The sequence below is a fragment of the Corynebacterium sp. HMSC062A03 genome (assembly GCF_001811145.1).
Lineage (GTDB): Bacteria > Actinomycetota > Actinomycetes > Mycobacteriales > Mycobacteriaceae > Corynebacterium > Corynebacterium aurimucosum.
Genome location: NZ_KV803651.1, coordinates 214,468 through 238,357, shown reverse-complemented (window position 1 = coordinate 238,357; position 23,890 = coordinate 214,468). Strand labels below are relative to the sequence as shown.

Here is a 23,890-nt window from a genome sequence, read left to right as displayed (position 1 = left end):
TTTAGACCTCGATGGCTTGCAGTGTTGCCTTGTCGATGGCGTAGCGGCAGCTGCCCACCGACACCACCCGCGCGCCGCCGGCGACGCGCGGGCCCATGGTCAACGTGGCGCCGGGGCGGATTCCCAGCTCGCCGAGGCGCACCGCTAGCGCGGCGTCACAGGTGCAGGAAATGCACTCTTTCCCCAAGGTGATGGTGCATCCCATGGGGATAGCGTCGGCGGTTTGTCGTGGACATTCAGGCAACGTCACGGTGGGCTCTCTTTCTCGATCAGCACTACCGATATAGGTTACCCTTAGTAAAGATAGGTGTGTCTAGTTTTCGGCGACTTGTCTTAGGTGATCCTCACCACGCGGCGCATTAAGCGTTTGGAGTGGACCAGCTGCTCACCTGGCGTAGTCGCTGGCGATTCTTCAGTCGTGATTGGCCCAGCTTGCGGGACATGCGGTCCAGAATCTGGATGGCCTCCGTGATGTGCGGGCCTTTGTTGAGCATGACGCACTCCGCGCGCAGCGCATAGCCAGCGTCCGTGATTTCCGCGCGGGAGGGAAGCCCGGTCTTGGCCAGGGTCTCCAGAACTTGGGTGGCCATGATGACTGGGATATGAGCCGCCTCCGCGACCTTCATGATGCGCCCCGGTACCTGGACCATCTGCTCAAATCCCAGCTCCACAGCCAAGTCACCACGCGCAATCATGATGCCGAACTTGGCATGCCGCATGCCCTCCAGCAGCACGCTTCCCAGCTGCTCATAGGCGGGAACCGTCTCAATCTTGAGCACGATGCCCAGGTCACGCACACGCTGTGCCATCTCTTCCGAGTCCTGCTCAGCGGCAATCGCCTCGAGTGTGTCGTAGAGGAAGGACACATCAGAGGGCGTGCGGATGAAGGAGACCGCCGCGATATCGCAGTGCGTGGCCACAAAACGCAGCGCCTCGATGTCCTCCTCGGTGAGGCTGGGCAGCGGGACGTCAGTATCCGGCACATTGATTCCCTTATATGCCGCCAGGTTGGTGCCGGTAGGCCCGGCATGTTCCACGGTGATGACGGCCTCGTGCGCCGCACCATTCTCCCGCACCTCGCGGACGCGACCGGAGATGGCGCCGTCATCGAAAATCACCCGGTCGCCCACCTCGAGCGCACCGACCACCTCCGGCAGCGTACACCCAATAGTGGTCACCTCACCCTCCGCGATGCGCGCCGGCTCTGCGGATGTGCTGAGCACCAATTCCTCGCCGCGGTGCAGGCGAATCTTTTGCTCGAGGGGCGGAACCCCATGCACCCGGGTGATCTCCCCGCCGTGGTTGAGCACCGTGCCTTCGGCGAGGTAGCAGTTGCGCTCCCCGTGCAGCACGGCCACGCCTGCCTCTACGCTCTCCACGGTGAACACACGCGAGCGCCCGCGCGCTTCGGTGAAGCGGACCTCGCTGCCGGGCTGAAGCCCTGCTAGCCACTTACCTTCTACCTCTAGCGCTACCGCTGGGCGTGCCGCGCTTGGCGACGCCTCCCCCGCCACCCCGTGGGCGCGGGCGGTGGAGGGGGCGTCGTGAAGCACGAGCGTTGCCGGACTCAGCAGTTCGCCTGCTGCGGTGCGCTCGCCGCGCACGCGGATGACCTGCGGGCCCGGCTCGATGGTGCCGGTGCGGACCTTGGGGCCAGCAATATCGCAGGAAATCAGAATCTCGCGCCCCACCTCTTCAGCGGCGCGGTGAACATGCTCCACCATCTTCTCCCACGCCGCCTGGTCTTCGTGGGCACAGTTGATGCGGGCTAATTCCATGCCCGCGCGGGCGAAACCGAGGACCAGCTCATAATCCTCCGCAGCCTCGGTGGGAAGAGTCACCATGATGCGCGCGTGCGTGTCCTCCTGGGTGGGGCCGAGGAGGGCCTCGGTGTTGGCGTCGAGGATATCGTCGGCGTCTGCATACGCCGAGGCGATGGGCTGCACGGGGTAGGTCGGCGCCTGGCCGTCGAAGGCATCAATCACATTGCGAGCGGCGTGGAGGCGCTCCAGCACCGCGGGCTCCGGGTGGCTCAGGCTCGTAGCACCCAAGGCCGTGAGGCCTTCCTGCAGTTCGACGGCGTCCTGGGAACGCAATTCCATATAACGCACGAGGTTGACCGCGCCGGGGCGGTGGACGGGATCCACGCGCGCTATCTGCGCGGCGTGGGCGGCAGACGAAGCTTCGACGCGGGTAATGAGGGAATCAAGCAGTGGGCGCAGGCTAGGCACGGTGTCTCCTTCGATGTGAAAGTCCACCCATATTGTGCCGCGACTTGTTAGACCGCGCCACGGAAGCCGAGCTGGCGCCAAGCCTCATACACGGCAGTTGAGGCCGCGTTGGAGAGATTCATCGAACGTCGTGCCGGCATCATTGGGATCCGCACGCGCTCCGTTACCCGGGGGTGGAAGGCATGCTCCTCCGGCAGGCCGGTCGGCTCGGTGCCGAAGAGGAGGACATCGCCTTCTTGGTACTCCACATCGGTAAACCACTTATCAGTGTGGGTGGTGAACGCGAAAACGCGCGCGCCGGGCAGGGCCTCCATGCAGGCATCGAAATCTTTGTGGATCTTGAGGTCTGCCAGGTCGTGGTAGTCCAAGCCTGCGCGCTTGAGGTGCTTGTCCTCGAAGTTGAAGCCGAGCGGCTCGATGAGGTGCAGGCTCGCGCCCGTGACGGCGGCGGTGCGGATAGCGTTGCCGGTGTTCGTGGGGATCACGGGGTTGTCGAAGACGATGTGCAAGCTGCTCATAGGCATCAGTCTAGGATGGTGTGCATGAGCGCTACCAAACTAGATGGCAACCTGTACCGCGACGAGATTTTCGAGGACCTAGCCCAGCGCGTGGCCGCCCTCAAGGAGAAGGGGATTACCCCGGGCCTAGCCACAGTCCTGGTGGGCGATGATCCGGGCTCGCATTCCTACGTGAAGATGAAGCACCGCGACTGCGAGAAGCTCGGGATCAACTCGATTCGCAAGGATCTGCCTGCCGACGTCTCCCAGGAGGAGCTGGAGCGCGTCATCTCAGAGCTCAACAATGATGACGCCTGCACCGGCTACATCGTGCAGCTGCCCTTGCCGAAGCACCTGGATGAAAACCGCGTGCTGGAGCTCATCGACCCAGCCAAGGATGCCGATGGTCTGCACCCGATCAACCTGGGCAAGCTGGTCCTCAACGAGGATGCCCCGCTGCCGTGCACGCCGAATGGCTGCATCCACCTGCTGCGCCGCTTTGGGGTAGAGCTCGATGGCGCGAAGGTCGTGGTCATTGGCCGCGGTGTGACCGTGGGCCGCCCGATCGGCCTGATGCTCACCCGCCGCACCGAGAACTCCACGGTGACGCTGTGCCATACCGGCACCAAGGACCTCGCCGCAGAAACCCGTGAGGCCGATGTCATTATCGCGGCCGCAGGCAAGGCGCACATGCTCACCGCCGATATGGTCAAGGAAGGCGCCGCGGTTCTCGACGTCGGCGTATCCCGCGTCGACGGCAAACTCGCCGGTGACGTGGCCGAGGACGTCTGGGAGAAGGCTGGCTACGTCTCCCCGAACCCGGGTGGCGTGGGTCCGCTGACCCGTGCGTTCCTGGTCAGCAATATCGTCGAGCGCGCCGAAAAGCTCGCCGCTGAATAACGTTCACTATAAGAACGTGCACTGTAAACGCACGTCTAACTTGAGCATGTGAGTAGCAAGAATGACGGATCAACCTGCACAGTCACAGGCGACCCCGCAGCGCCAAGCGCGACGAGTTCCCCGGCCCTCGGCTCAGGGGCGAGCCCATGCGCAGGCTGAAGGCCAAGCCCCCAGCCGCGTGCGCAACCGTGGAGCCAACCAGGCCCGCGGGAAAGCTGTGCCGCCGGTGTCTTTGGTCAATCCCCACGACGCGCATCTGAAACCCTCGGCGCTGCCGCCGGCGGTGCAGTGGGTGGCCATTGGACTGTTCGTGGTGGCGGTCGCGGTCTCGGGTTTTTATGCCGTGTTTGAGCACTGGCGCCGCGCCACGCTGCTGTTGGGCGGGGCGCTGGTGTGGCTTACGGTGGTGCGCCTGACGTGTGATTCCTCGCGAGTCGGCGTGCTCGCGGTCCGCTCCCGGCGCTTCGATGCCTGGTTTACCGGCATCTTGGGCGCGGCGATGGCGTTCTTGGCTTTTTCCATTGACGCGCTGGGATCGTGACGCGCTGGGATCGTGATGCGTGTGGCTCCTGAAAAGAGCCACACGGCTCTTTAGATATAGTATTCGTCGCCGACGTAGGCAGGGCCCACATCGAGGCCATTCGGAGCGGAGAGTAACAAGAAGTTGCGCAGGATGCGATTCATCTGCCGAGTCTCCGTTAAGAAGGCGTCGTGCCCTACGGGCGAGACAATCTTGGCCATCGCCAGCAGGTGGTTAACGTTGCGGGAGATGTGCTCCTGCTGGTGATAGGGGTAGAGGATATCGGTGTCCACGCCCACGACCATCGTCGGCACTTGCGATGCCGCCAGTGCTTTGATGAGCCCACCGCGTCCGCGGCCGACGTCGTGCCGGTTCAACGCCTCCGTGAGCACCACATAGGAACCTGCATCGAAGCGCTCGGTGAGTTTCGCCCCCTGGTAATCCAGGTAGGAGTTCACCGCGAAACGCTGGTTGAGCTCTCGGTGCGGGCCCAAAGGGTTTTCGCCCTGCTGTGGCTGGGCACCAAAGCGTTCATCGATCTCCTGCTCGCCGCGATACGTCAGGTGCGCAATGCGGCGCGCCGCCGCCAGACCATCCCGCGGCGACTTATCGGTGAGGTAGTAATTTCCGCCGTGCCAGAACGGGTCGCGCTCAATGGCGGAAATCTGCGCCGATTGGATACCAATCTGCCACCCCGAAGCCCGAGCCGATACCGCAATCACGCACACCGCCGACACGCTTTCTGGGTGCAACAAGCTCCACTCCAGCGTGCGCGCACCGCCCATCGAGCCGCCGAGTACCGCGTGCACACGCGAAATACCCAACTGCTTCAGGCAGTCGTGCTCAGCCTCCACCAAGTCCCGAATCGACAGCGCCGGGAAGCGCCCGCCCCACGGCTTGCCATCCGGGTGCAACGATTTCGGCCCCGTCGATCGGTTGCAGCCGCCGAGCGCATTGGTGGCGATAACGCACCAGCGCGTCGTATCTAGGGCCTTGCCGGGGCCGACCAGGTCGGACCACCAATCCACCACGTTGGAATCACCGGTCAGCGCGTGCTCAACCACCAAGACGTTGTTGACGCCGTCGGGGTCGCCGGCGAAAGCACCCCAGCGTTGGTAGGCCACGTGGGCGTCGGCAAGCACGGCGCCTGCTTCCGTGGTGAAGTCACCGATGGGGACGACGGCGAGCTCGCCTTCGGGCGCGAGTTCCGGAATCGGGCTAACCAATGGCCGAGAACCCACGCTCGAGGTCGGCGATGATGTCGTTGACATCCTCGATGCCCACCGACAGGCGCACCGTGGCCTGGGTAATGCCCGCGGCCTTGAGAGCGGTCTCGTCGGACTGGGAGTGCGTGGTGGTCGCCGGGTGCACCACCAGCGAGCGGGTATCGCCGATGTTGGCCAGGTTGGAGTGCAGCTTCAGCGCATCGATGAACGCCCAGGCCTCTTCGCGGCCGCCGTCGATGTCGAAGGAGAGCACGGAGCCGGTGTAGTCGTAGCCCAACTTCTCCTTGACTTGCTTGTATGGGGAGGAGTCCAGGCCGGCGTAGTTGACGGTGGTGACCTTGGCGTGGGACTCCAAGTACTCGGCCACGGCCTGAGCGTTGGCATTGTGCTTCTCGACGCGCAACTGCAACGTCTCAATACCATTCAGCGTCAGCCAGGCGTTGAAGGGGGAGATGGCGGCACCCGTATCGCGCAACAGGCCCGCGCGCGCCTTGACAGCGAAGGCTGGGGCGCCCAGGTCGGCGTACTTGAGGCCGTGGTAAGCCTCGTCTGGGGTAATGAAGTAGGGGAAGACCGGCTCGCCGTCGCGCTCGACGGTCCAATCGAAGGAGCCGCCATCGATGATGGCACCGCCGATGGCGGAGCCGTTGCCGCTGTAGAACTTGGTGGTGGAGACCACGACGATATCCGCGCCCAGCTCCAGCGGGCGGGCGAGTGCGCCGGTGGCGATGGTGTTGTCCACGATGAGCGGGACCTGGTTCTTGTGCGCAACCTCGGCGATGGCGGGGATGTCGAGGACATCGGCGACTGGGTTGCCGAAGGTCTCGCCGTAGAAGGCCTTGGTGTTCGGTTGGACGGCGTCCTGCCAGGAGGCTGGGTCATCCGGGTTCTCGACGAGGGTGACGTCGATGCCGAGGCGCTTCAAGGTGACGGTAAACAGCGTGGAGGTGCCGCCGTAGAGGCGCGGGGAAGTAACAATGTGGTCGCCGGCGGAGGCCAGGTTCAAAATGGCGGCGGTCTCGGCGGCCTGGCCGGAGGCGAAAGCTACGGCGGCGACGCCGCCCTCGAGGGAAGCGAGGCGCTCCTCGAGCGCATCCTGCGTGGGGTTGGTCAGGCGGGTATAAATCGGGCCGGCATCCGAGAGGTTAAAGCGGTTGGCGGCGTGCTCGGCGTCGTTGAAGACGTAGGACGTGGTCTGGTAAATCGGCACGTTGCGTGCGTTGGTGGAGCCGTCCAGGTTCTGGCCGGCGTGGAGGGCGCGGGTCGCGAACGACCACTCGTTGACTGCGGAATTATCGTATTTGGTGCTCATGTCACAAAAGGCTAGACCAAGCGGTTCAGTGCTGTTAGTGGCTTTCTAGAAACCGCAGGCAAGCCCGAGAATAAAAATAGACCGAGCGGTTGGTTTGGAGGCCTGTGTGTGCTGTAGATCTCCATGCAGTGCGAAGGCTCAAGGCCGCTGTTGGATGTCGATGCTTTCCCCAACGAGCAGGCGCTGGTAGCCGGTCACGCCGGCGCGTTGGAGCATGCCGTCGGTGATCTGCTTGCCGGCGTCGGACAGCACGGCGTCATGGATGGGTACTGTCACGCGCGCACCGATGCGCATGGCGTAATCCGCGGCATCCGCCCCGCGCACCCACGGCCCGGCGATGGGGAGCAGGAGGACGTCTACCGCGCGTCCTTCCGAGGTAACCCACTGGTCGCCGGGGTGCAGCACTCCATTGAAGAAATAGCCCAGGTTCTCCGGACGTGGGATGTTGGGGTGGATTTCCTCGTGGAGCCCGCCCACCGCGCGGATTCTCAGGCCCAGGACTTCGAACTCCTCGCCTGTGTGGACTGCGGTGCCGGAACCGATGGCGTCTACGGCTTCCTGCGTCCCCCACACCGGTAGGCCGCTCGCGCGCACGGTGTCGACGTCGAGGTGGTCGCCATGTGCGTGAGTGAGCAGCACCGCGCCGGCATTATCCAGGCAACTGAGGTCTGAAAGAGGACCGGGATCGATGATGATGCGGCCCTGGGGCGCTTTGACGGCCACGGCGGATTGTCCATGTAACGAAATCTTCATGCCGCCAACGCTAGCGTGGCGCAGAGTGGCTGCGCCACGGATTATTACGCTAGGGCCTGCTTAACCAGCTCCAGCGCGGCGGCGAGCTCAACATCGCTCAAATGCCCGAAGCCCAAGACCACGCCTTCCTCGGCGGCCACGCCGCCCCAGTAATCGCTGAGCGGGGTGAGCGTCAGCCCTAGGGAAGCCGCGCGGTCGACCACGGCGTTGTCGCATAGCAACACCGCATGGAGTCCGCCGTGGATGGGCAGAAGGGTAGCGGGAGCGTCTTCCAGCGCGGCTTGGACGAGGTCGCGGCGGCGCTTGTAGGCGCGGCGCATCCGGCCGGTATGCCGCCGCAGCGCACCGCTGGCCAGATAGTTCGCCAGCGCCGCCTGGGGAATTGCGCCGACGGGCTGGCCGAAGACCTCCCGCACGCGATTCACCGCCGAGCGTAAGCTCGGTGGCACGACCAGATAGCCGCAGGCAATCGACGGCGAAATCACCGAAGAAAACGTTCCCAGCAAGACGGTGTGCTCTGGGGCGAGCGCGGCCAGGGCAGGAAGAGGTTGGCCGACGTAGCGCAGCTCGGAATCGAAGTCATCCTCGATGATGAGCACGTCGTTGCTGCGTGCCCATTCGACGAGCTCCGCGCGCCGGGCCGCCGGCAGGGAACCGCCATAAGGGTGCTGGTGGGAGGGGGTGACGATGAGAACGTCGAGGTCAACGGTGGGGACGGTGACGCCGTGGGCGTCGGTGGGGACGTCGACAAGCGTGTGGCCCAACGCTTGGGGAACGCGGCGCAGGCTGGGGTACCCGGGGGACTCCACGCCCACGCGCAACTGGCTGCCCAGCGCGCGCAGCAGCACCGACAGCCCGTCGCGGGCGCCGGCGGTGATGACGACGTAGGCCGGGTCGACGGTGAGCCCGCGCATGTGGCGCAGGTGCGCGGCCGCTTCGCGGGGGAGATCGCCGGAAGGATTCACCGCGGCCTTGCGCCACGCCGCCCTCCATTCGGGGGTGATGATTCCTTCGGTATCGGGCAAACCCGGCGTCAACTCTACGCGCGGTGGGGTAGGGGAGGGCCGCGGTGCCGGGGCGGGCTGTGGGGTGCGTCCGTGGGGTAGGTGAGGGTTGATGATGGTGCCCGAGCCCACCGACGCAGTGAGGTAGCCCTCGGCGGTGAGCTGTTCGTAGGCGGTAACCACGCTGCCTCGGGAAATGCCCAAATCGCGCGCCAGCGAACGGGTTGACGGAACCTGCTCTCCGGGCAGCAGAATGCCCGCCGCGACTTGGGTGCGGAGGGCTTCGGCAATCTGCACCGGCAGAGCGCGCGTATCAGATGGATCGAGGCGGAAAGACACGACCCCATCATAAGTGGTCTAATTCAACACTCTAAAAATGGCTCTTGTCTTGGACCAATTTCCTGGTCCACTATGTGAGCCATGACTGAACAGAAGATTGAACAGGGACGCGCCACGACGCGCGTCAAGCGTGGACTGGCTGACATGCTCAAGGGCGGCGTCATCATGGATGTCGTGACCCCGGAGCAGGCTCGAATTGCTGAAGATGCGGGTGCGTCCGCCGTCATGGCGCTCGAGCGCGTACCGGCCGATATCCGCGCTCAGGGCGGCGTGGCTCGCATGTCTGACCCGGACCTCATCGAGGGCATCGTCAACGCCGTGGATATCCCGGTGATGGCGAAGGCCCGCATCGGTCACTTCGTCGAGGCGCAGATTCTCGGTGAGCTGGGCGTCGATTTCATCGATGAGTCCGAGGTGCTCAGCCCGGCCGACTACGTTAACCACATCAACAAGTGGGATTTCGACGTTCCTTTCGTGTGTGGCGCGACGAACCTGGGCGAGGCCCTGCGCCGCATCACCGAAGGTGCGGCCATGATTCGCTCCAAGGGCGAGGCTGGCACTGGCGACGTCTCCGAGGCCGTCAAGCACCTGCGCACCATCAAGGGTGAAATCGCGCGCCTCCAGAACCTGGATCGCGACGAGCTCTACGTCGCAGCCAAGGAACTGCAGGCACCGTATGACCTTGTTGCTGAGGTTGCGGAGACCGGCAAGCTGCCGGTCGTGCTGTTTGTCGCTGGTGGTGTGGCCACGCCTGCCGACGCCGCGCTCGTCCGCCAGATGGGCGCCGAAGGCGTCTTCGTCGGCTCCGGCATCTTCAAGTCTGGTGAGCCTGCGAAGCGCGCGGAAGCCATCGTTAAGGCTGCCACCCTCTATGATCAGCCAGCCGAGCTGGCCAAGATTAGCCGCGGCCTGGGCGAAGCCATGGTGGGCATCAACGTCAACGACATCCCCGCCCCGCACCGCCTGGCCGAGCGCGGCTGGTAAACGCGGTGCGCGTAATGAACCGCGCAATGAACCGCGTAATGAACACAGAGCGTGCAAAGGGAATGACTGCGGCGGACACGGCGCGACCGCTCGTCGGCGTGCTTGCCCTGCAGGGTGGTGTGGAGGAACATCTCTCCGTGTTGGAGAGCCTCGGCGCTGAAACACGCCGGGTGCGCCTGCCGCAGGATCTCGACGGGCTGGGCGGAATCATTCTGCCCGGTGGAGAGTCGAGCACCATCGATAAGCTGGCGCGCTCCTTCGGCGTCGCGGAGCCGTTGCGCCGAGCCGTCGAGGGCGGGCTGCCGGTTCTTGCCACCTGCGCGGGGCTCATCTACAGCGCTCGCGACCTGGAGAACCCCGCGCCGGGCCAGCAGACGCTGGGGCTTATCGACGTCACCGTGCGCCGCAACGCCTTCGGGAACCAACGCTTCTCCGAGGAGCGCGTCGTTCCCGTCGCGATGCAAAGTCAGCGACCCGATGTAGAGACCTCCGAGGCCGGGACGCGGCGCACCGAGTCCCGAGACGCCGCGGCGCATGACGGCACCGAGGCTCATGACACAGGGGCCCGAAGCATCACGCTAGACATTGAGGCGAGCTTCATCCGCGCGCCCATCGTTACCCGCGTGGGTGAAGGCGTCGAGGTCATCGCCACGGTGCCTGCCCCTGCGCGTGGTACTGCGGCTGGTGGCGCGGCAAGCAGCAGTGAAGTTCTCAGTGCGGGTGCGAGCGCTAAATCTGGTGTGGCGTGCGCAGCTAGTGCCGGGCATGACGGGGAGCTAACTCGTCTTACTGCGGGACACGAAGTGATCGTCGGTGTGAGGCAGGGACACGTCACAGCGCTGAGCTTCCATCCGGAAGAAAACGGCGACTCGCGCCTCCACGCCGCGTGGCTCGCGTCCTTTGCCCATTAACTCTTTCTGTCCGCACCCCTTTCTGCCCGCGAGCTCTTTCGGCAAATAACTATCACCCAACAGTGCTCTGGGCTACATTGAGATGTGCCAGCCGAACACATCACTCCCAGAAAGGCTCCTCGCCGTGAGCACACCCGCCCCAGAACAAGTCCGCGAAGACATCCGCTTCCTCGGCCGGGTGCTCGGCCGAGTTATCGCGCAGCAGGAAGGCGAGGACGTCTTTGAGCTCGTCGAATCCACCCGCCGCATGGCCTTCGACATCGCCCACGGCGATGCCAAGCCGGAAGATCTCGTCGCTATTTTCCGCGACCTCGACATCACCAAAGTCAACCTCGTGGCGCGAGCGTTCAGCTATTTCGCGCTCATCGCGAACCTAGCGGAGGACTTGGATGACGAGTCCGTCGAGGCGCCGGTTTCCCTGCGCAAGACATTCGCCAAGCTCAAAGAAGAAGGTGTTGCGCCCGCCGACGCCGCCTCCGTCATCCGCGGTGCGCACGTTGCCCCCGTTCTCACCGCGCACCCCACCGAAACTCGCCGCCGTACCGTCTTCGATACCCAGACCCGCATCAAGAACCTCCTCAAGGAAGCACACCGCGGCGGCGACATGGCGGCGATTGAGAAGGAAATGTACCTGCGCATGACGCTACTGTGGCAGACCGCGCTGATTCGCATCGCCCGTCCCACCCTTGAAGACGAAATTGACGTCGGCCTGCGCTACTACAAACTCTCGCTGCTCGACCAGGTCCCCGCCCTCAACCGCGCTATCCGTCACGCCATGCGTGAGACCTTTGGCCAGCAGCTTCCCGATTCCCCCGTCGTCCGCCCTGGCTCTTGGATTGGCGGCGACCATGACGGCAACCCCTTTGTCAATGAGCACACCCTGACCTATGCCACCCGCAAAGCCGCGGCGACGGTGCTCCAGTACTACGCCGACGAGCTCGGCGAGCTGGAGCGCGAACTCTCTCTATCAGACCGCTATTCCTCCAGCTCCAAGGAGCTGGGCGCGCTTGCCGACGCCGCCCACAACGACGAAAAATCTCGCGTCGACGAGCCCTATCGCCGGGCCATCTTCGGCATCCGGAAGAAGGTGCTGGCGAGGTTGGAAGGGGAGGCGTCGCCAAGCGCCTATGCGTCTCCGGAGGAGCTCAAGCGGGACCTGGATGTGATCGACCGCTCGCTGCGCCAGTTCAACGATGACATCATCGCCGATGACCGCCTTGCCCGATTGCGCTCGGCGGTGACCACGTTTGGATTCCACCTCTCGACGCTGGATATGCGCCAGAATTCGGAATCCTTTGAGAACGTCCTCACCGAGATTTTCGCCGCAGCCAGCATTACCTCGGACTATCGCGGGCTGGGGGAGGAGGAGAAGGTCGCGCTGCTGGTGCGGGAGTTGCAGACAAATCGTCCGCTGCTCTTCCCGGGCACTGAAAAGGAATTCACCGAGGATACAGCCAAGGAGCTGGGGATTTTCCGTGCGGCGGCCCGCGCTGTGCGGGACTTTGGACCGAAGTCGGTGTCGCACTGCATTATCTCTATGACGGGAACGGTCTCCGATATTTTGGAGCCGATGGTGCTGCTCAAGGAGGTGGGGCTGAACCAGGTAGATGTGGTGCCGCTGTTTGAGACCATCGAGGATTTGAAAGCGGGTGCTGGCATCCTGGAGAAGCTCTGGCAGGTGCCCGTGTACCGCGAGCATCTGCGCTCGCGCGGGGATGTGCAAGAGGTTATGTTGGGGTATTCGGATTCCAACAAGGACGGCGGGTATCTGCAGGCGAATTGGGCGCTGTACGACGCCGAATTGGCCCTAGTTGAGCTGTGTGAGCGCCACGGCGTGGAGCTGCGTTTGGCGCATGGCCGTGGTGGTGCGGTGGGCCGCGGCGGTGGCCCGACGTATGATGCGATTCTGGCGCAGCCGAAGGGCGCGGTCTCGGGTTCGGTGCGTATTACTGAGCAGGGCGAGGTGATTTCTGCGAAGTATGGAGCTCCGGAGACCGCGCGCCGTCATTTGGAGGCTTTCGTTTCCGGTGCGTTGGAGGCATCGTTGTTGGATACCGAGCCGATTGCGGATCCCGAGCGGGCCTACGACATCATGCGGGAGCTGGCGGACTTGAGCGGTACGGCGTACTGCCAGCTGGTTGATGACCCCGGGTTTATCGCCTACTTCACCCAGTCCACTCCGCTGCACGAAATCGGCGAGCTTAACCTGGGCTCGCGCCCGACCTCGCGTAAGCAGACCACCGCGATTACGGATTTGCGAGCGATTCCCTGGGTGCTGTCGTGGTCACAGTCCCGCACCAACATTCCGGGCTGGTTCGGCGTGGGCAGTGCGGTGACAGCGTGGGTACAGCAATCCTCCGGTGGTGAATGTGGAGTAGGACTGGCCAGCGTAGAAGAAGTAAATGCCACTGCGGATGGAGCAGAAACCGGAAAGGCCGGAGTAAAAAGCGGCGATGGAGAAGTGGAGAAGCGCTGGGAGGAGCTGCGTGAGCTGTACCGTACGTGGCCTTTCTTCCGCTCCGTGTTCGCCAACATGGCGCAGGTCATGGCCAAGGCGGAGATGCAGCTGGCACGCCTGTATGCCAACTTGGTTGATGACAAAGAAACTGCGGACCGTATCTTCAGCCTGATTTCCGAGGAGTTTGAGCGCACCCGCGAGGTCTACCTCAAGGTCACCGGCAACGCGGAGTTGGTCAGTGAGAACCAGCGCCAGGCGCGGTCGCTCAAGCGGCGCTACCCGTACCTGCTTCCGCTCAACGCCATCCAGTTGGAGCTGCTGCGTCGCTACCGCCGCGGCGACGATCAGTTCCTGGTGTCCAAGACCATCCAGGTCACGATGAATGGTCTCGCCACAGCGCTGCGCAACGCCGGCTAAGCCGGCACGCCCGCCAAACCGACCGCCCAGCCAACCGGTACGGCCAACCGGCACGGCCAACCGGCACGGCCAAAATTCCTGCGGGACAGGCTTGAGCGCATGATCAGTTCCATGAATTAAGCCGGCACGCCGAATGCCCCGCGAGGAGGCGGTTTCCTGCGGGGTACGACCAAACAGTGCTGGAAGAATGCCCTGGCGCTGGTAGCGGCGTTGCTTGCACTGCTACCTGCACTGGCGGGACGGGGCACACCGGTGCCTTAGCGGGCATTGGGGGTAGTTGAAGGGGGGGCTAATTGAAGGCGCTGGTGAAGACCGGTGCGGCGTCGTATGGCGGGATCCATGCCACCCGCCCGCCGATACGGTCCATGTGGCCGCGTGAGGGCGGGGCATCGGGGTCATCGTCGTTGACTCCGTTGTGGTACGGACACAGTGGCACCAGGTTGAGGATGTTGGTGGGCCCGCCGCGGGCCCAGGCTTTGATGTGGTGGATTTGGCATTTCTCAAAAGGAACCTTGCAGCCCTCCCATGCACAGCACGGATTCTCCGCAGCCAAGGCGAGGCGCTGCTTCGTGGTGGCGAAGCGCTGGAAGCGGAAGACATCGAGCGGGCCGTGCTCGCGGCTGACAGCCACGATGATCCCCTTGTCCAGCAGAGCGCGCTCCACTAGCTGCGAACCGGTCATCGTCGCGCCACTTGTTGTGCGGACGATGAACTCTTCGCCATCCTTGTCGGTATTGCCCTTGAGCAGTTCTGCGTAGTCATCGAGCTGCAGGACCGCCATGGTGGCAACCTCAGTTTTGACGCCACCGCCCTCCAGATTCTCCAAGAAGCTCTCGCCGGGGCGTTCCTGGTCGATGCCTTCGAAGACGCCGGTCAGCTGCAGCGAGTCCGCGGTGACCGTGAGCGTGGCCAGGCCGTTGCCATGCTGGGTGAGCTTGGCGCGCTCGGCATACGTGCGGGGCTTGCGCATCATCCGCAACCGCTTGCGCGCTACCTTTTCCACCAACTCAGCGCTGGTCTGGCACAGCTCCACCCGCAAATCCCACGCTTTGTTGTGGTCCCGGACTTTGGCCACGAAGTGCTCGATAAGCTGCAAGGTCACCAGCCCGTGCCCGCGCCGGCGGGCGGCTGCAACCGCCGTGCGCTGCTTCTTCGTCGAGGAGGTATGCCCGAAGTAGGTGTGGTGAAGAGAGAGGAACACGGTGGCGTCGGCAGGCGTGGCGCCAAGGGACACCAAGTCAGATTCAGACAGGCCCGCGCACTCGGCCACCAGGTCAATGGCGCGGCCGAGTGCGGCGAAGTATGTCTGCAATCTCATACTCCGCAGCCTAAAAGCACCCCATCCTGCCGCCAAGCCCCGGACTAGCCATCCGACGAAATCTGTGGATAACTAGTCGGCACTAGGCGCCGGCAAGGCCGCGGCGCTTGAGCAGCGGGGCGACGTCCTTGTCGCGGCCGCGGAACTCGCGGTAAGCCTCCGTGAAGTCGCGGGATGCGCCCTTCGACAGGATGACATCGCGGAACTTTTGGCCGGCCTCGCGAAGGTCGGTTTGCTCCTTGAACCACTCGAAACCATCGGCATCGAGGGCCTCGGCCCAGAGATAGGAGTAGTAGCCCGCGGAGTAGCCACCGGCGAAGATGTGGTTGAAGTAGGTCGAGCGATAGCGCGGCGCAATGAGCTCGTTGTCTAGCCCGGCCGCGCGCAGGGCCTCGGCCTCGAACTCGGCGATGGCCTCCGGTGTAGCTTCCAACTCGGCGGCCTCCGACGCGCTCAGGGAATGCCACGCGAGGTCGATGATCGACGCCCCCAGATACTCCGAGGTGGCGAATCCCTGGCCGAACTCGGAGGCGGCGGAGATGGCGTCGAGAAGCTCGTCCGGAATAGGTTCGCCCGTCTCCACGTGGCGGGCGTACTCCTTGACCAAGTTCTTATCCAGTGCCCAGTTCTCGTTGATCTGCGAGGGGAATTCCACCCAATCACGCGGTACGTTGGTGCCGGCGAAGGTGGGGTAGCGGACGTCGGAAAGCAGGCCGTGCAGGGCGTGACCGAATTCGTGGAAGACAGTGCGGACCCCATCCATGCTCAGCAGCGGTTGGGAGCCGTCGGCGGGCTTGGTGATGCCCATGACGTTGACGATGACCGGCTTGCGCTCCAGCAGTCGGGACTGCCCCACGAACTCGCTCATCCATGCGCCGCCGCGCTTGGTGGGGCGCCCGAAGTAGTCGGTGAGGAGAAGACCGATCCCGTGCGAGTTCTTTTCCCCGTGCGGGACGGAACCGTCCCGCACCTCCCACACGCGAACCCCCTCCGCGTAGCCCTCGAGGTCATCGCGCGGGATAACGGTGATGCCGTAGAGACGTTCGGCGGCGGCAAAGACGCCCTTCTCTAGGACCTGGTCCAGCGGGAAGTACTTGCGCAGCTCTTCCTCGTCGAGGGAGAAGTCGCGGGCGCGGACCTTGGATTCCCAGTAGGGCCAGTCGGCGGCGGTGAATCCCTGGCTGTTGAGCTCAGCCTCTTCAGCGAGGAGCTTCTGCTCGCCTTCGGCATTGGCCGCGGCGGCGGGGGCGAGGTCGAAGAGCATGGTGCGGGCGGCGTCGGCAGTCGCGGCGGTTTCCTCGGCGATCACGTAGTCGGCATGAGAGGCAAAGCCCAGCAGCTCGGCCCTCTCGGCCCGTAGCTGGACGGCTTCGATGAGTCCCGGGATGTTGTTTTCGGATCCCCTGCTTGCCGACGCCCCATACAACCTCTCCCTCGCATCCTCCCGCGCCAGGCGGCTTAGCTCCGATTGCACGGTTGGCAGCTCCAGCGGGATGGCATAGCCCTCGCGGCCAAGCGCCTCAGCGTCGGCTTTGGCGGAAGCGATGCGCTCGGCGGGCAGGCCTTCGAGTTCCTCCTCGGTGAAGGAGACCGCGCGCTCGCGGGTAGATGCCATGAGGTTGCGGCCAAATTCCTCCGACAGTGCAGAAAGGCGCTGGTTGATCTCAGACAGGCGGGACTTGCCAGTCGCATCGAGATCGGCACCCTTGCGGGCAAAGGTGCGCAGGAGGTGGTCGTGGAGGCGCTGGCCTTCTGCGTCGTCGGCAGGCGGCGTCGCCTCCTTGATGCGCGCGTAGAGCACCTCGTTCTGGTACATCGCGTCATAGTGCGCGGACAGTCGCGGGTAGATGTCGGCGGCGATCTCCTCCATCTTCTCGGTGACATCCGTACCGGAGAGGTTGCCGAAGACGGCCATGACGCGGTCGAGGTCCTGGCCGGATCGCTCGAGCGCCTCCACGGTGTTTTCCCACGTAGGCGCGGCGGGGTTGTCGGTGATGGAGGCGATCTCGGCGTCGTGAAGCGCGAGTGCTTCGTCGAAAGCGGGGCGGTAGTGCTCTACCTTGATCTCCGCAAACGGCGGGAGCTGATAGGGCAGCGTAGAGGGGGTCAGTAGTGGGTTAGTCATAAGAAACTACCGTACCTAATAAGCCCGTTCCTATGTGATGGCTTTCACTAAACTATCCCACCGGGATTGGTGTGCGTTCCCTGCGTGGAGTGGTGGCACGGTACACCAGGACGATGTCGAGAACCAGGAACGCCGCCAAGGTGATTCCTAAGAGCGGCAGGAAGACGCCCACGGTGGCCGCGAAAAGCGCGCCCAGTCCTGTGGTGGCCCAGGAGAAGTGGGCAGTCGGGAGGAAGCGTGGGCGACGTTTCCACCACATGTAGTACCCCAGCACCACGAGAGCGGCGGTGGCGAGACCCAGCGTGAGTAGCGCAATCTGCAATGGCAGCCCGAACATGATGCCCATGTGCAGGTAGATGCCCCAGCTGCTGAGCTTGCTAAACAGCGGCAGGCTGGAGAAAGGCTGGCGGTCGATGACGTCGCCGGTGGCGCCATCTACCGAAATTGCATCGGAGGTGGTGCGCCATTCCACCCAGCGTTCGCTGACCTGCCAGGCGGAGTTGGCGTCCTCCGGCGGGTACAGGCGAAGCGGGCCGGTCAGACCTTCGTCGCGGCCGGTGGCGAGGACGCGCTCGGCCTCTGCGGCCACGCTGGCGCTTTCCGACGCCCCGCCCATATGGCCGCCATGTCCCTCATGACCTTCATGGCCGGTGTGTTCATGCGTTTCGGCGGTTGAGCCGGGGAGGGCAGTCTCGATGGGGGTGGCCTTCCACTGCATGCGCTCGACGAGGGAATCGACGTTGTCGCCGGCCAGTCCCGACCACGTGATACCGGTGGCGGAGAGGCCAAGAAGACCGATGAAGATCCAGGCGCCGATGGTGGAATGCAGACGGGTGGCCTTCCAGCGGGCAGAGCGCTTGGGCTGCTGTTGCGCGGCGTTCGCGGTTGCCTTGTTCTTCGGGCGGCGGCGAATCCACCACTTATAAAGACCGCCGCAGGCCATGACCCATAGCCAGGAGGCGGCCAACTCTGAGTAGAGCTCACCGACCTTGCCCAAGTGGAAGCTTTCGTGCAGGGAGGAAATCCAGCGGCGTAGCGGCATCTCGCCCAGGCCGGAGTAGGTGGGGTAGTCCCCGATGACCTCGTGCTGTGCGGCCTGGATTTGTTCTTCCAAGCTCACGGGGTGCTCGACCGCCGGAACGGACATGACGTCGTGGTACACCACCTTCTCCAGGGTGGGTGCCATGGCATAGAGGCAGCCAGTCAAGGCCGCAACGAGAATGAAGGGGCCGACGAACATACCGCCATAAAAGTGAATGCGCTGAATGAAAGATCGCAGAGCCGTCCGACTCATAGGTAGTGCTCTTTTCAGTGTCTTTGGTGAAGGCCCCTGCTGAACGTTCGCGGGGCGCTCAGCAAAGGGCGATGGACAGGCGCTGATATCAACTGCACTAGTAGTCTGAGACGATGGTTTCTCGGTTCCCAAGTAGTGAAAAACTTTTTAACTAACTAGGGTTCTCGGTGTTCAAAGGATAAAAGCCCCGCGAGATAAGGCGCGAGAAGCAAGAAACAGTCAAGAAAAAGTCTTCGCAGCTCAACGGGTATAAATTGCGTCGCGGAGTGCTGTTTAAGGCCTGTTTGCGATTGATGAAGCAAGAAGGTGATCTCTATTCGCTCCAGAACGGAACATAGCGCAACGAACGCGGACCGGCGTTGGGATCATAGGCATGGATGAGTCCTTCCTCGACGGTGGCAGCAAGCAGGCGTGTGGCTTGAGCGGCTTGTGAGTTCTTCAGCCCGAAGCGCTGACGGATTGAGGAATTGTTAACGGGGAGGTTCTCAAGGAAGCGAAGGCAAGCGTGTTGATAAACGGCTTGGGTCTTTTCTTCCATCGTCATCAGCGCAAAGGGGCGGTAGGCGCTGAGGGAGACGGTGGTACTTCCGTTGGCGCGAATGAGAGCAGGTGGGAAGTGTTCGGCTTCGAGGGAAGAGACGATTTTGTCCCAGCCACTTCCGCGTTGTTCGACAAAATGCGCCAGACGTAAAGCTTCACCGAGATGGGTATTGCGTGTGGTGGACGCCGAGTCAATGAACCGTTGGGGGTCGATAAGCGGGGTCCCTGGGTTGGTTACTTCGACCCGATCGCTGAAAATCTCCACGGTCAAGAATCTGCCACGTTGCTCGAGATCCTGGTGCATGAGTGCATTTGCTAGTACCTCGCGGAAGGCTACCGTTGGCAACAACGGAGTCACTACGCGCTTACCGCTGGAATCAATATGTTCGCCACCTGGACGAATGGTGTTGAAAAGCGTGACTATGTGGGTGAAGGAAGACGCATAGCCTTCGGTGAATTCCCATTCTCGTTCCACCTCCGTGCGTGAAGGGCCGTTGAAGTATAGGACGCGGGGAGCGCGCCCGCGCAGCTCCGGAAAGTCCTGAAGAGAGCGCGCATACATGAGTGCGGACCACGCCGGAATATGCCAGCCTTGCTCGTGTGAGTAGGAGATGGCTTTGGCGCTCCTTAATGTGTCGATAAGGGCAGCGCCTGTCGTATGCGGGAGTTCCGGCCGATTAAGGAAGAAAGCCTCAGGATCAAGGAGGTCGGTAATCGATTCGGGCTCAAGGTTCTCTGCGACTACAGTGTTTTCAAATTCGAACTGATTGAGCTTCTGCCAGAGCTGACGTTCTTCATTGGGAAAATCCATGAGGTTCTTTACATAGCTGCCCTTGCGGAAATACCGTTTCCCTTCGAAGGAATACGGGGCGGACAATGCGGCGGGGATGCGCAGAAGCACAACGAGGCGCCCATCAACCGTGATCTCGTCGAAGGTTAGTTCAGGAGCTGGACTAATGACGCGGTTGAGCCAGGGGAGTAGGTCTTCGTTGCCTTTCCCCTTTGCGCGTTGCCAGTCAAACGACGTCCCAACGACAGCGTGGTCATCGTTTACTCCCCATATGAGGTATCCTGCTGGTTCATCGTGCAGACGCGCCGAGTTGCCTAAAGCGCAGGCATACTTTGCGATCTCCGCGCCAGAGGACAGCTTGTTTACCTTGAACTCGAGCCACGGTAGCTCAGCCGGAAGCGCCGTAAACCGTTTCACGCGGGCTACAAGTTGTTCCTCAGGCGCAGAGTTGATGGGAGTCATGAGTAAAAGTATGCGCGAGAAGCAAGAAACAGTCAAGAAAAAGTCTTCGCAGCTCAACGGGTATAAATAGCGTCGCGGAGTGCTGTTTCAGGTCTGTTTGCGATTAATGAAGCAAGAAAAGGCTCGACCCACTCATCGTGGATCGAGCCTTTGCGGTGGCCTAGCCTTAGTCTAAGACTCCGGGGCTAGGGAAGAAGCGCAGAATTACTTCTTCAGGCCATCAATGATGTCGTTGAAGGCAGCGACTGGGCGCATGACCTCGGCTAGCTTCTCCTCGTTCGGGGCGTAGTAGCCGCCGAGGTCGACGGGGGAGCCTTGGACGTCGAGAAGCGCCTGCTCAATCTCGCCTGCCTTGGCCTCGAGGGACTCAGCAACCGGCTTGAAAGCCTCGGCCAGCTCGGCGTCGTCGGTCTGTGCAGCCAGCTCCTTGGCCCAGTTAAGGGTCAGGAAGAAGTGGGAGCCTCGGTTGTCGTTCTCGCCGACCTTGCGGGACGGGGACTTGCCCTCATCCAGCAGGGTCTCGGTGGCCTTGTCCAACGCTGCGGCCAGCACGCCAGCCTTGGCGTTGCCGTTGGTGTTGTGCTCGTGGCGGAAGGACTCAGCCAGAGCCAGGAACTCACCGAGGGAGTCCCAACGCAAGTGGTTCTCCTCCTGGACCTGCTGGACGTGCTTCGGGGCGGAGCCGCCGGCACCGGTCTCGAACAGGCCACCGCCAGCCATGAGCGGAACCACAGACAGCATCTTTGCGGAGGTGCCCAGCTCGAGGATGGGGAAGAGGTCGGTGTTGTAGTCACGCAGGACGTTACCGGTGACCGAGATGGTGTCCTCGCCCTTGCGGATGCGCTCGACGGAGATCTTGGTCGCGGTGACCGGATCCTCGATGGAGATGTCGAGCCCCTCGGTGTCGTGATCCTGCAGGTACTTGTTGACCAGCTCGATGAGGTTGGCGTCGTGGCCGCGCTCCGGGTCGAGCCAGAAGATGGCCTTCATGCCGGACAGGCGAGCACGGTTGACGGCCAGTTTGACCCAGTCCTGGATCGGGGCGTCCTTGGTCTGGCAAGCGCGCCAGATGTCGCCCTCCTCCACGTCGTGGGAGATAAGGGCCTCACCCTTGGAGTTGCGGACCTCAACGGTGCCGGCAGCCGGCACCTTGAAGGTCTTGTTGTGGGAGCCGTACTCCTCAGCCTTCTGTGCCATGAGGCCGACGTTCGGGACGGTCCCCATGGTGGTCGGATCGTAGGCGCCGTTAGCCTTGCAGTCCTCGATGACTGCCTGGTAAACGCCGGCGTAGGAGGAATCCGGGATGACGGCGAGGGTGTCCTGCTCCTCGTCGTTCTTGTTCCACATGTGGCCGGAGGTGCGGATCATAGCCGGCATGGAGGCGTCAATAATGACATCGGAGGGAACGTGCAGGTTGGTAATGCCCTTGTGGGAGTTGACCATAGCGAGGTCCGGACCCGCGGCAAGCGCGTCGTCGAAGGCAGCCTTGATCTCAGCACCGTTCTCGAGCTTGTCCAGACCCTCGTAGATAGCGCCCAGGCCGTTCTCGCCGTTGAGGCCAGCAGCCTCGAGCTCCTCGCCGTACTTCTCAAAGACATCAGCGAAGAAAGCGCGGACGACATGGCCGAAGATGATGGGGTCAGACACCTTCATCATGGTGGCCTTGAGGTGAGCGGAGAAGAGCACGCCCTCTTCCTTGGCACGGGCAACCTGAGCCTTGAGGAACTCGTCGAGTGCCTTGGCGGACATGAAGGTGCCGTCGATGACCTCGCCCTTGAGGACCGGCAGCTTCTCCAGCAGGGGCTGCTCGCCCTCGGCGGTCTTCAGAACGATGGAGAGGGTGTCCTCCTCCGGCATGATGACGGACTTCTCGTTGTGGCGGAAGTCGTTAGCGTCCATGGTGGCCACGTTGGTCTTGGAATCAGCGGACCACGCGCCCATCTTGTGCGGGTTCTTCTTAGCAAAGTTCTTGACTGCAATCGGGGCGCGGCGGTCGGAGTTGCCCTCACGCAGAACCGGGTTCACAGCGGAGCCCTTGACGGCGTCGTACTTCTCCTGAGCCTCTTCGTACTCCGGGAGATCAAAACCGGCTGCCTGCAGCTCAGCGATGGCCTTCTTCAGCTGCACCAGGGAAGCGGAGATGTTCGGCAGCTTAATGATGTTGGCTTCCGGCGTCTTGGCCAGATCTCCGAGCTCAGCCAGGGCATCGGAGACCTTCTTGTCACCAAGGCGCTCCGGGAACTGGGCCAGGATGCGGCCGGCTAGGGAAATGTCGCGGGTTTCCACCTCGATGCCTGCGGTGGACGCGAAGGCCTCCACGACTGGCTTGAAGGAGTAGGTCGCCAGCAACGGCGCCTCGTCGGTACGGGTCCAGATAATCTTTGCCATGGTTCTCCTAAAGAAGTTGAAAACTGTTCAACCTCACAGGATACCTGTCTTATTTTCTCGCGGTGCCGGTCCCCCTGTGACTCGCACCACCAGCGGGGGAGGTCTGTGTATTTGGCACAACCTTTCCGGCTGGACTTACGAGCAACGCGGCGAGAGTACTAAGGTCTGCCCCCGTGAAACCGATGAATACCCGTATCCAACGCCGTCCCGTCCCGCGCCAGACGGAAATCTCCGCGACGCGCCGCACCATCGTGATGATCGCCATGGCGCTGGGTGCCTTCGCCATCGGCACCACCGAGTTCACCTCGATGGGCCTGCTGCCACTCATCGCGGATGATTTCGGTATTACGGAAGACACGGCGTCGGTGGTTATCTCCGTCTATGCGCTTGGTGTCGTCGTGGGCGCGCCAGTGATTGCGGCGCTCACGGGCAAACTTCCACGCCGCCGACTGATTATCCTGCTCATAGGCTTTCTACTCGTGGGTAACCTGCTGACGGCCCTGGCCCCGAACTACGGTGTTCTGCTGGTGGCGCGCTTCATTGCGGGTCTGCCGCATGGCGCATACTTTTCCGTAGCTAATCTGGCGGCGGCCTCGATGGCCCCACCGGGCAAGCAAGGGTTTGCCATGTCGATGGTGGGCATGGGCCTTTCCGTTGCCACCGTGATCGGTGTACCGGCAGCCCAAGCCCTAGGCCAGGGACTGGGCTGGCATTCGGCCTACTACTTGGTCGTGGTCCTTGCAGCCTTAACGATGGTGCTGCTCTTTTTCCTCTTCCCGCACATGACGCGTATGCCGGAAACGGATATGTTCACCGAGCTCGGCGCGTTGAAGAACAGCCAGGTCCTGCTCACCGTGTTCCTCGGCACCGTCGGCTTCGGCGGTATGTTCGCCGTCTACACCTACATCACGTGGACCATGACGGAGGTCGCCGGCATGGACCCGAACCACACCTGGATTGTGCTCATGGCCTATGGCATCGGTATGACTGTCGGCAACGTCGCCGGCGGTGCGCTGGCAGACCGAAACCTGGAATTTGGCATCATCTTTGCTCTCATCTGCATGGTCGGTGTGTCCGTGGCCTTCTACTTCCTGGCGCACAACGCGTGGGCGGGCACGATTGCCTTTGGTGTCTTGGCCTTCTTTGGCTCCATTCTCGTGCCCTCTCTGCAGCTTCGCCTCGTCAACGTGGCGGGGGATGCGCAGAGCCTCGCGGCGGCCTTGAACCAGTCGGCCCTCAATATCGCCAATGCGGCGGGTGCTGCTATCGGCGGTGCGGTCGTGGGCGCAGGTTATTCCTATAACTCCACCGCCCTCGCTGGTGCGGGGTTGGCGGTGGCCGGCTGCATCACCTGGGTTATCACCATGTGGGACAAGCGCCGCCTAGCCCCTTCCGTGAAGATTATTGAACAGAGTTAGACT

Annotated in this window: 18 protein-coding genes; 6 read left to right on the top strand and 12 right to left on the bottom strand. The window is 62.9% G+C overall.

The genetic code is table 11. The features are described from left to right. Position 1: 1 nt before the first annotated feature. From HMPREF2781_RS03380 to HMPREF2781_RS03370, 3 genes are all read right to left on the bottom strand, one after another. The gene (locus tag HMPREF2781_RS03380) at positions 2-250 is read right to left on the bottom strand and encodes a FeoA family protein (RefSeq protein WP_070644399.1); all 249 of its coding nucleotides are present in this window, start codon (positions 248-250) and stop codon (positions 2-4) included. A gap of 109 nt (positions 251-359) precedes the next feature. Further along, positions 360-2,231, bottom strand: a complete 1,872-nt coding sequence (locus HMPREF2781_RS03375) for a pyruvate kinase (protein WP_070644397.1) — start codon at positions 2,229-2,231, stop codon at positions 360-362. 47 nt (positions 2,232-2,278) lie between these two features. After that, entirely contained in the window at positions 2,279-2,749 is a 471-nt protein-coding gene (locus tag HMPREF2781_RS03370; protein WP_070644396.1) for a tRNA (cytidine(34)-2'-O)-methyltransferase, read from the bottom strand. A 24-nt stretch (positions 2,750-2,773) separates the two neighbouring features. On the opposite strand from HMPREF2781_RS03370, the gene HMPREF2781_RS03365 reads away from it, so the two are divergent. Together HMPREF2781_RS03365 and HMPREF2781_RS03360 are read left to right on the top strand one after the other, a co-directional pair. Continuing rightward, the gene (locus HMPREF2781_RS03365) at positions 2,774-3,628 is read left to right on the top strand and encodes a bifunctional methylenetetrahydrofolate dehydrogenase/methenyltetrahydrofolate cyclohydrolase (protein WP_070644394.1); all 855 of its coding nucleotides are present in this window, start codon (positions 2,774-2,776) and stop codon (positions 3,626-3,628) included. A gap of 226 nt (positions 3,629-3,854) precedes the next feature. Continuing rightward, positions 3,855-4,169: a DUF3017 domain-containing protein gene (locus tag HMPREF2781_RS03360; protein WP_070644465.1), complete on the top strand. Its 315-nt coding sequence runs from the start codon at positions 3,855-3,857 to the stop codon at positions 4,167-4,169. A gap of 50 nt (positions 4,170-4,219) precedes the next feature. On the opposite strand, the gene HMPREF2781_RS03355 is transcribed toward HMPREF2781_RS03360, so the two are convergent. The 4 genes from HMPREF2781_RS03355 to HMPREF2781_RS03340 form a co-directional block, all read right to left on the bottom strand. Next, entirely contained in the window at positions 4,220-5,419 is a 1,200-nt protein-coding gene (locus tag HMPREF2781_RS03355) for a homoserine O-acetyltransferase MetX (protein WP_246821762.1), read from the bottom strand. Further along, positions 5,367-6,686 carry an O-acetylhomoserine/O-acetylserine sulfhydrylase gene (locus tag HMPREF2781_RS03350; RefSeq protein ID WP_070644393.1) on the bottom strand — a complete coding sequence of 440 codons (1,320 nt, stop codon included), beginning with the start codon at positions 6,684-6,686 and terminating at the stop codon, positions 5,367-5,369. Before HMPREF2781_RS03350 ends, HMPREF2781_RS03355 begins: the two co-directional genes overlap by 53 nt. 138 nt (positions 6,687-6,824) lie before the next feature. Continuing rightward, positions 6,825-7,439 (bottom strand): MBL fold metallo-hydrolase, encoded by a 615-nt coding sequence (locus HMPREF2781_RS03345; RefSeq protein WP_070644391.1) that lies wholly within the window; start codon positions 7,437-7,439, stop codon positions 6,825-6,827. A 44-nt stretch (positions 7,440-7,483) separates the two neighbouring features. Then, positions 7,484-8,782 carry a MocR-like pyridoxine biosynthesis transcription factor PdxR gene (locus tag HMPREF2781_RS03340; protein ID WP_070644390.1) on the bottom strand — a complete coding sequence of 433 codons (1,299 nt, stop codon included), beginning with the start codon at positions 8,780-8,782 and terminating at the stop codon, positions 7,484-7,486. Between the two features lie 81 nt (positions 8,783-8,863). Here HMPREF2781_RS03340 and pdxS point away from each other — a divergent pair, with 81 nt between their 5' ends. The 3 genes from pdxS (at position 8,864) to ppc (ending at position 13,552) form a co-directional block, all read left to right on the top strand. After that, positions 8,864-9,766, top strand: coding sequence for a pyridoxal 5'-phosphate synthase lyase subunit PdxS (pdxS, locus tag HMPREF2781_RS03335; protein WP_049157099.1), 903 nt, complete (start codon positions 8,864-8,866; stop codon positions 9,764-9,766). Between the two features lie 62 nt (positions 9,767-9,828). After that, on the top strand, positions 9,829-10,677 hold the full coding sequence (pdxT, locus tag HMPREF2781_RS03330) for a pyridoxal 5'-phosphate synthase glutaminase subunit PdxT (RefSeq protein WP_070644463.1): 849 nt from the start codon (positions 9,829-9,831) through the stop codon (positions 10,675-10,677). Positions 10,678-10,801: 124 nt separating this feature from the next. Next, entirely contained in the window at positions 10,802-13,552 is a 2,751-nt protein-coding gene (gene ppc, locus HMPREF2781_RS03325; RefSeq protein WP_070446432.1) for a phosphoenolpyruvate carboxylase, read from the top strand. Positions 13,553-13,841: 289 nt separating this feature from the next. Here the strand turns inward: ppc and HMPREF2781_RS03320 are convergent, their stop codons facing one another. From HMPREF2781_RS03320 to HMPREF2781_RS03300, 5 genes are all read right to left on the bottom strand, one after another. Beyond that, on the bottom strand, positions 13,842-14,870 hold the full coding sequence (locus HMPREF2781_RS03320) for an HNH endonuclease signature motif containing protein (RefSeq protein ID WP_070644388.1): 1,029 nt from the start codon (positions 14,868-14,870) through the stop codon (positions 13,842-13,844). An 82-nt stretch (positions 14,871-14,952) separates the two neighbouring features. Next, positions 14,953-16,995, bottom strand: a complete 2,043-nt coding sequence (locus HMPREF2781_RS03315; RefSeq protein ID WP_070644386.1) for a M3 family metallopeptidase — start codon at positions 16,993-16,995, stop codon at positions 14,953-14,955. Positions 16,996-17,047: 52 nt separating this feature from the next. After that, positions 17,048-18,289, bottom strand: a complete 1,242-nt coding sequence (locus tag HMPREF2781_RS03310) for a PepSY-associated TM helix domain-containing protein (protein WP_070644385.1) — start codon at positions 18,287-18,289, stop codon at positions 17,048-17,050. A 313-nt stretch (positions 18,290-18,602) separates the two neighbouring features. Then, complete coding sequence (locus HMPREF2781_RS03305; RefSeq protein ID WP_070644383.1) at positions 18,603-20,081, bottom strand: RNA-binding domain-containing protein; 1,479 nt, start codon at positions 20,079-20,081, stop codon at positions 18,603-18,605. A gap of 204 nt (positions 20,082-20,285) precedes the next feature. Then, positions 20,286-22,469 (bottom strand): NADP-dependent isocitrate dehydrogenase, encoded by a 2,184-nt coding sequence (locus HMPREF2781_RS03300; RefSeq protein WP_070644381.1) that lies wholly within the window; start codon positions 22,467-22,469, stop codon positions 20,286-20,288. A 182-nt stretch (positions 22,470-22,651) separates the two neighbouring features. Between HMPREF2781_RS03300 and HMPREF2781_RS03295 the strand changes: the two genes are divergently transcribed. Beyond that, positions 22,652-23,887, top strand: a complete 1,236-nt coding sequence (locus tag HMPREF2781_RS03295; RefSeq protein ID WP_210385996.1) for an MFS transporter — start codon at positions 22,652-22,654, stop codon at positions 23,885-23,887. Positions 23,888-23,890: the final 3 nt, after the last annotated feature.

What these genes read in the sequence shown, in the direction of transcription:
- HMPREF2781_RS03370 (WP_070644396.1), bottom strand. Translation starts at nt 2,749, where the DNA reads ATGAGCAGCTTGCACATCGTCTTCGACAACCCCGTGATCCCCACGAAC.
- HMPREF2781_RS03365 (WP_070644394.1), top strand. Translation starts at nt 2,774, where the DNA reads ATGAGCGCTACCAAACTAGATGGCAACCTGTACCGCGACGAGATTTTC.
- HMPREF2781_RS03355 (WP_246821762.1), bottom strand. Translation starts at nt 5,419, where the DNA reads ATGTCAACGACATCATCGCCGACCTCGAGCGTGGGTTCTCGGCCATTG.
- HMPREF2781_RS03350 (WP_070644393.1), bottom strand. Translation starts at nt 6,686, where the DNA reads ATGAGCACCAAATACGATAATTCCGCAGTCAACGAGTGGTCGTTCGCG.
- HMPREF2781_RS03345 (WP_070644391.1), bottom strand. Translation starts at nt 7,439, where the DNA reads ATGAAGATTTCGTTACATGGACAATCCGCCGTGGCCGTCAAAGCGCCC.
- pdxS (WP_049157099.1), top strand. Translation starts at nt 8,864, where the DNA reads ATGACTGAACAGAAGATTGAACAGGGACGCGCCACGACGCGCGTCAAG.
- pdxT (WP_070644463.1), top strand. Translation starts at nt 9,829, where the DNA reads ATGACTGCGGCGGACACGGCGCGACCGCTCGTCGGCGTGCTTGCCCTG.
- HMPREF2781_RS03320 (WP_070644388.1), bottom strand. Translation starts at nt 14,870, where the DNA reads ATGAGATTGCAGACATACTTCGCCGCACTCGGCCGCGCCATTGACCTG.
- HMPREF2781_RS03315 (WP_070644386.1), bottom strand. Translation starts at nt 16,995, where the DNA reads ATGACTAACCCACTACTGACCCCCTCTACGCTGCCCTATCAGCTCCCG.
- HMPREF2781_RS03310 (WP_070644385.1), bottom strand. Translation starts at nt 18,289, where the DNA reads ATGAGTCGGACGGCTCTGCGATCTTTCATTCAGCGCATTCACTTTTAT.
- HMPREF2781_RS03305 (WP_070644383.1), bottom strand. Translation starts at nt 20,081, where the DNA reads ATGACTCCCATCAACTCTGCGCCTGAGGAACAACTTGTAGCCCGCGTG.
- HMPREF2781_RS03300 (WP_070644381.1), bottom strand. Translation starts at nt 22,469, where the DNA reads ATGGCAAAGATTATCTGGACCCGTACCGACGAGGCGCCGTTGCTGGCG.
- HMPREF2781_RS03295 (WP_210385996.1), top strand. Translation starts at nt 22,652, where the DNA reads ATGAATACCCGTATCCAACGCCGTCCCGTCCCGCGCCAGACGGAAATC.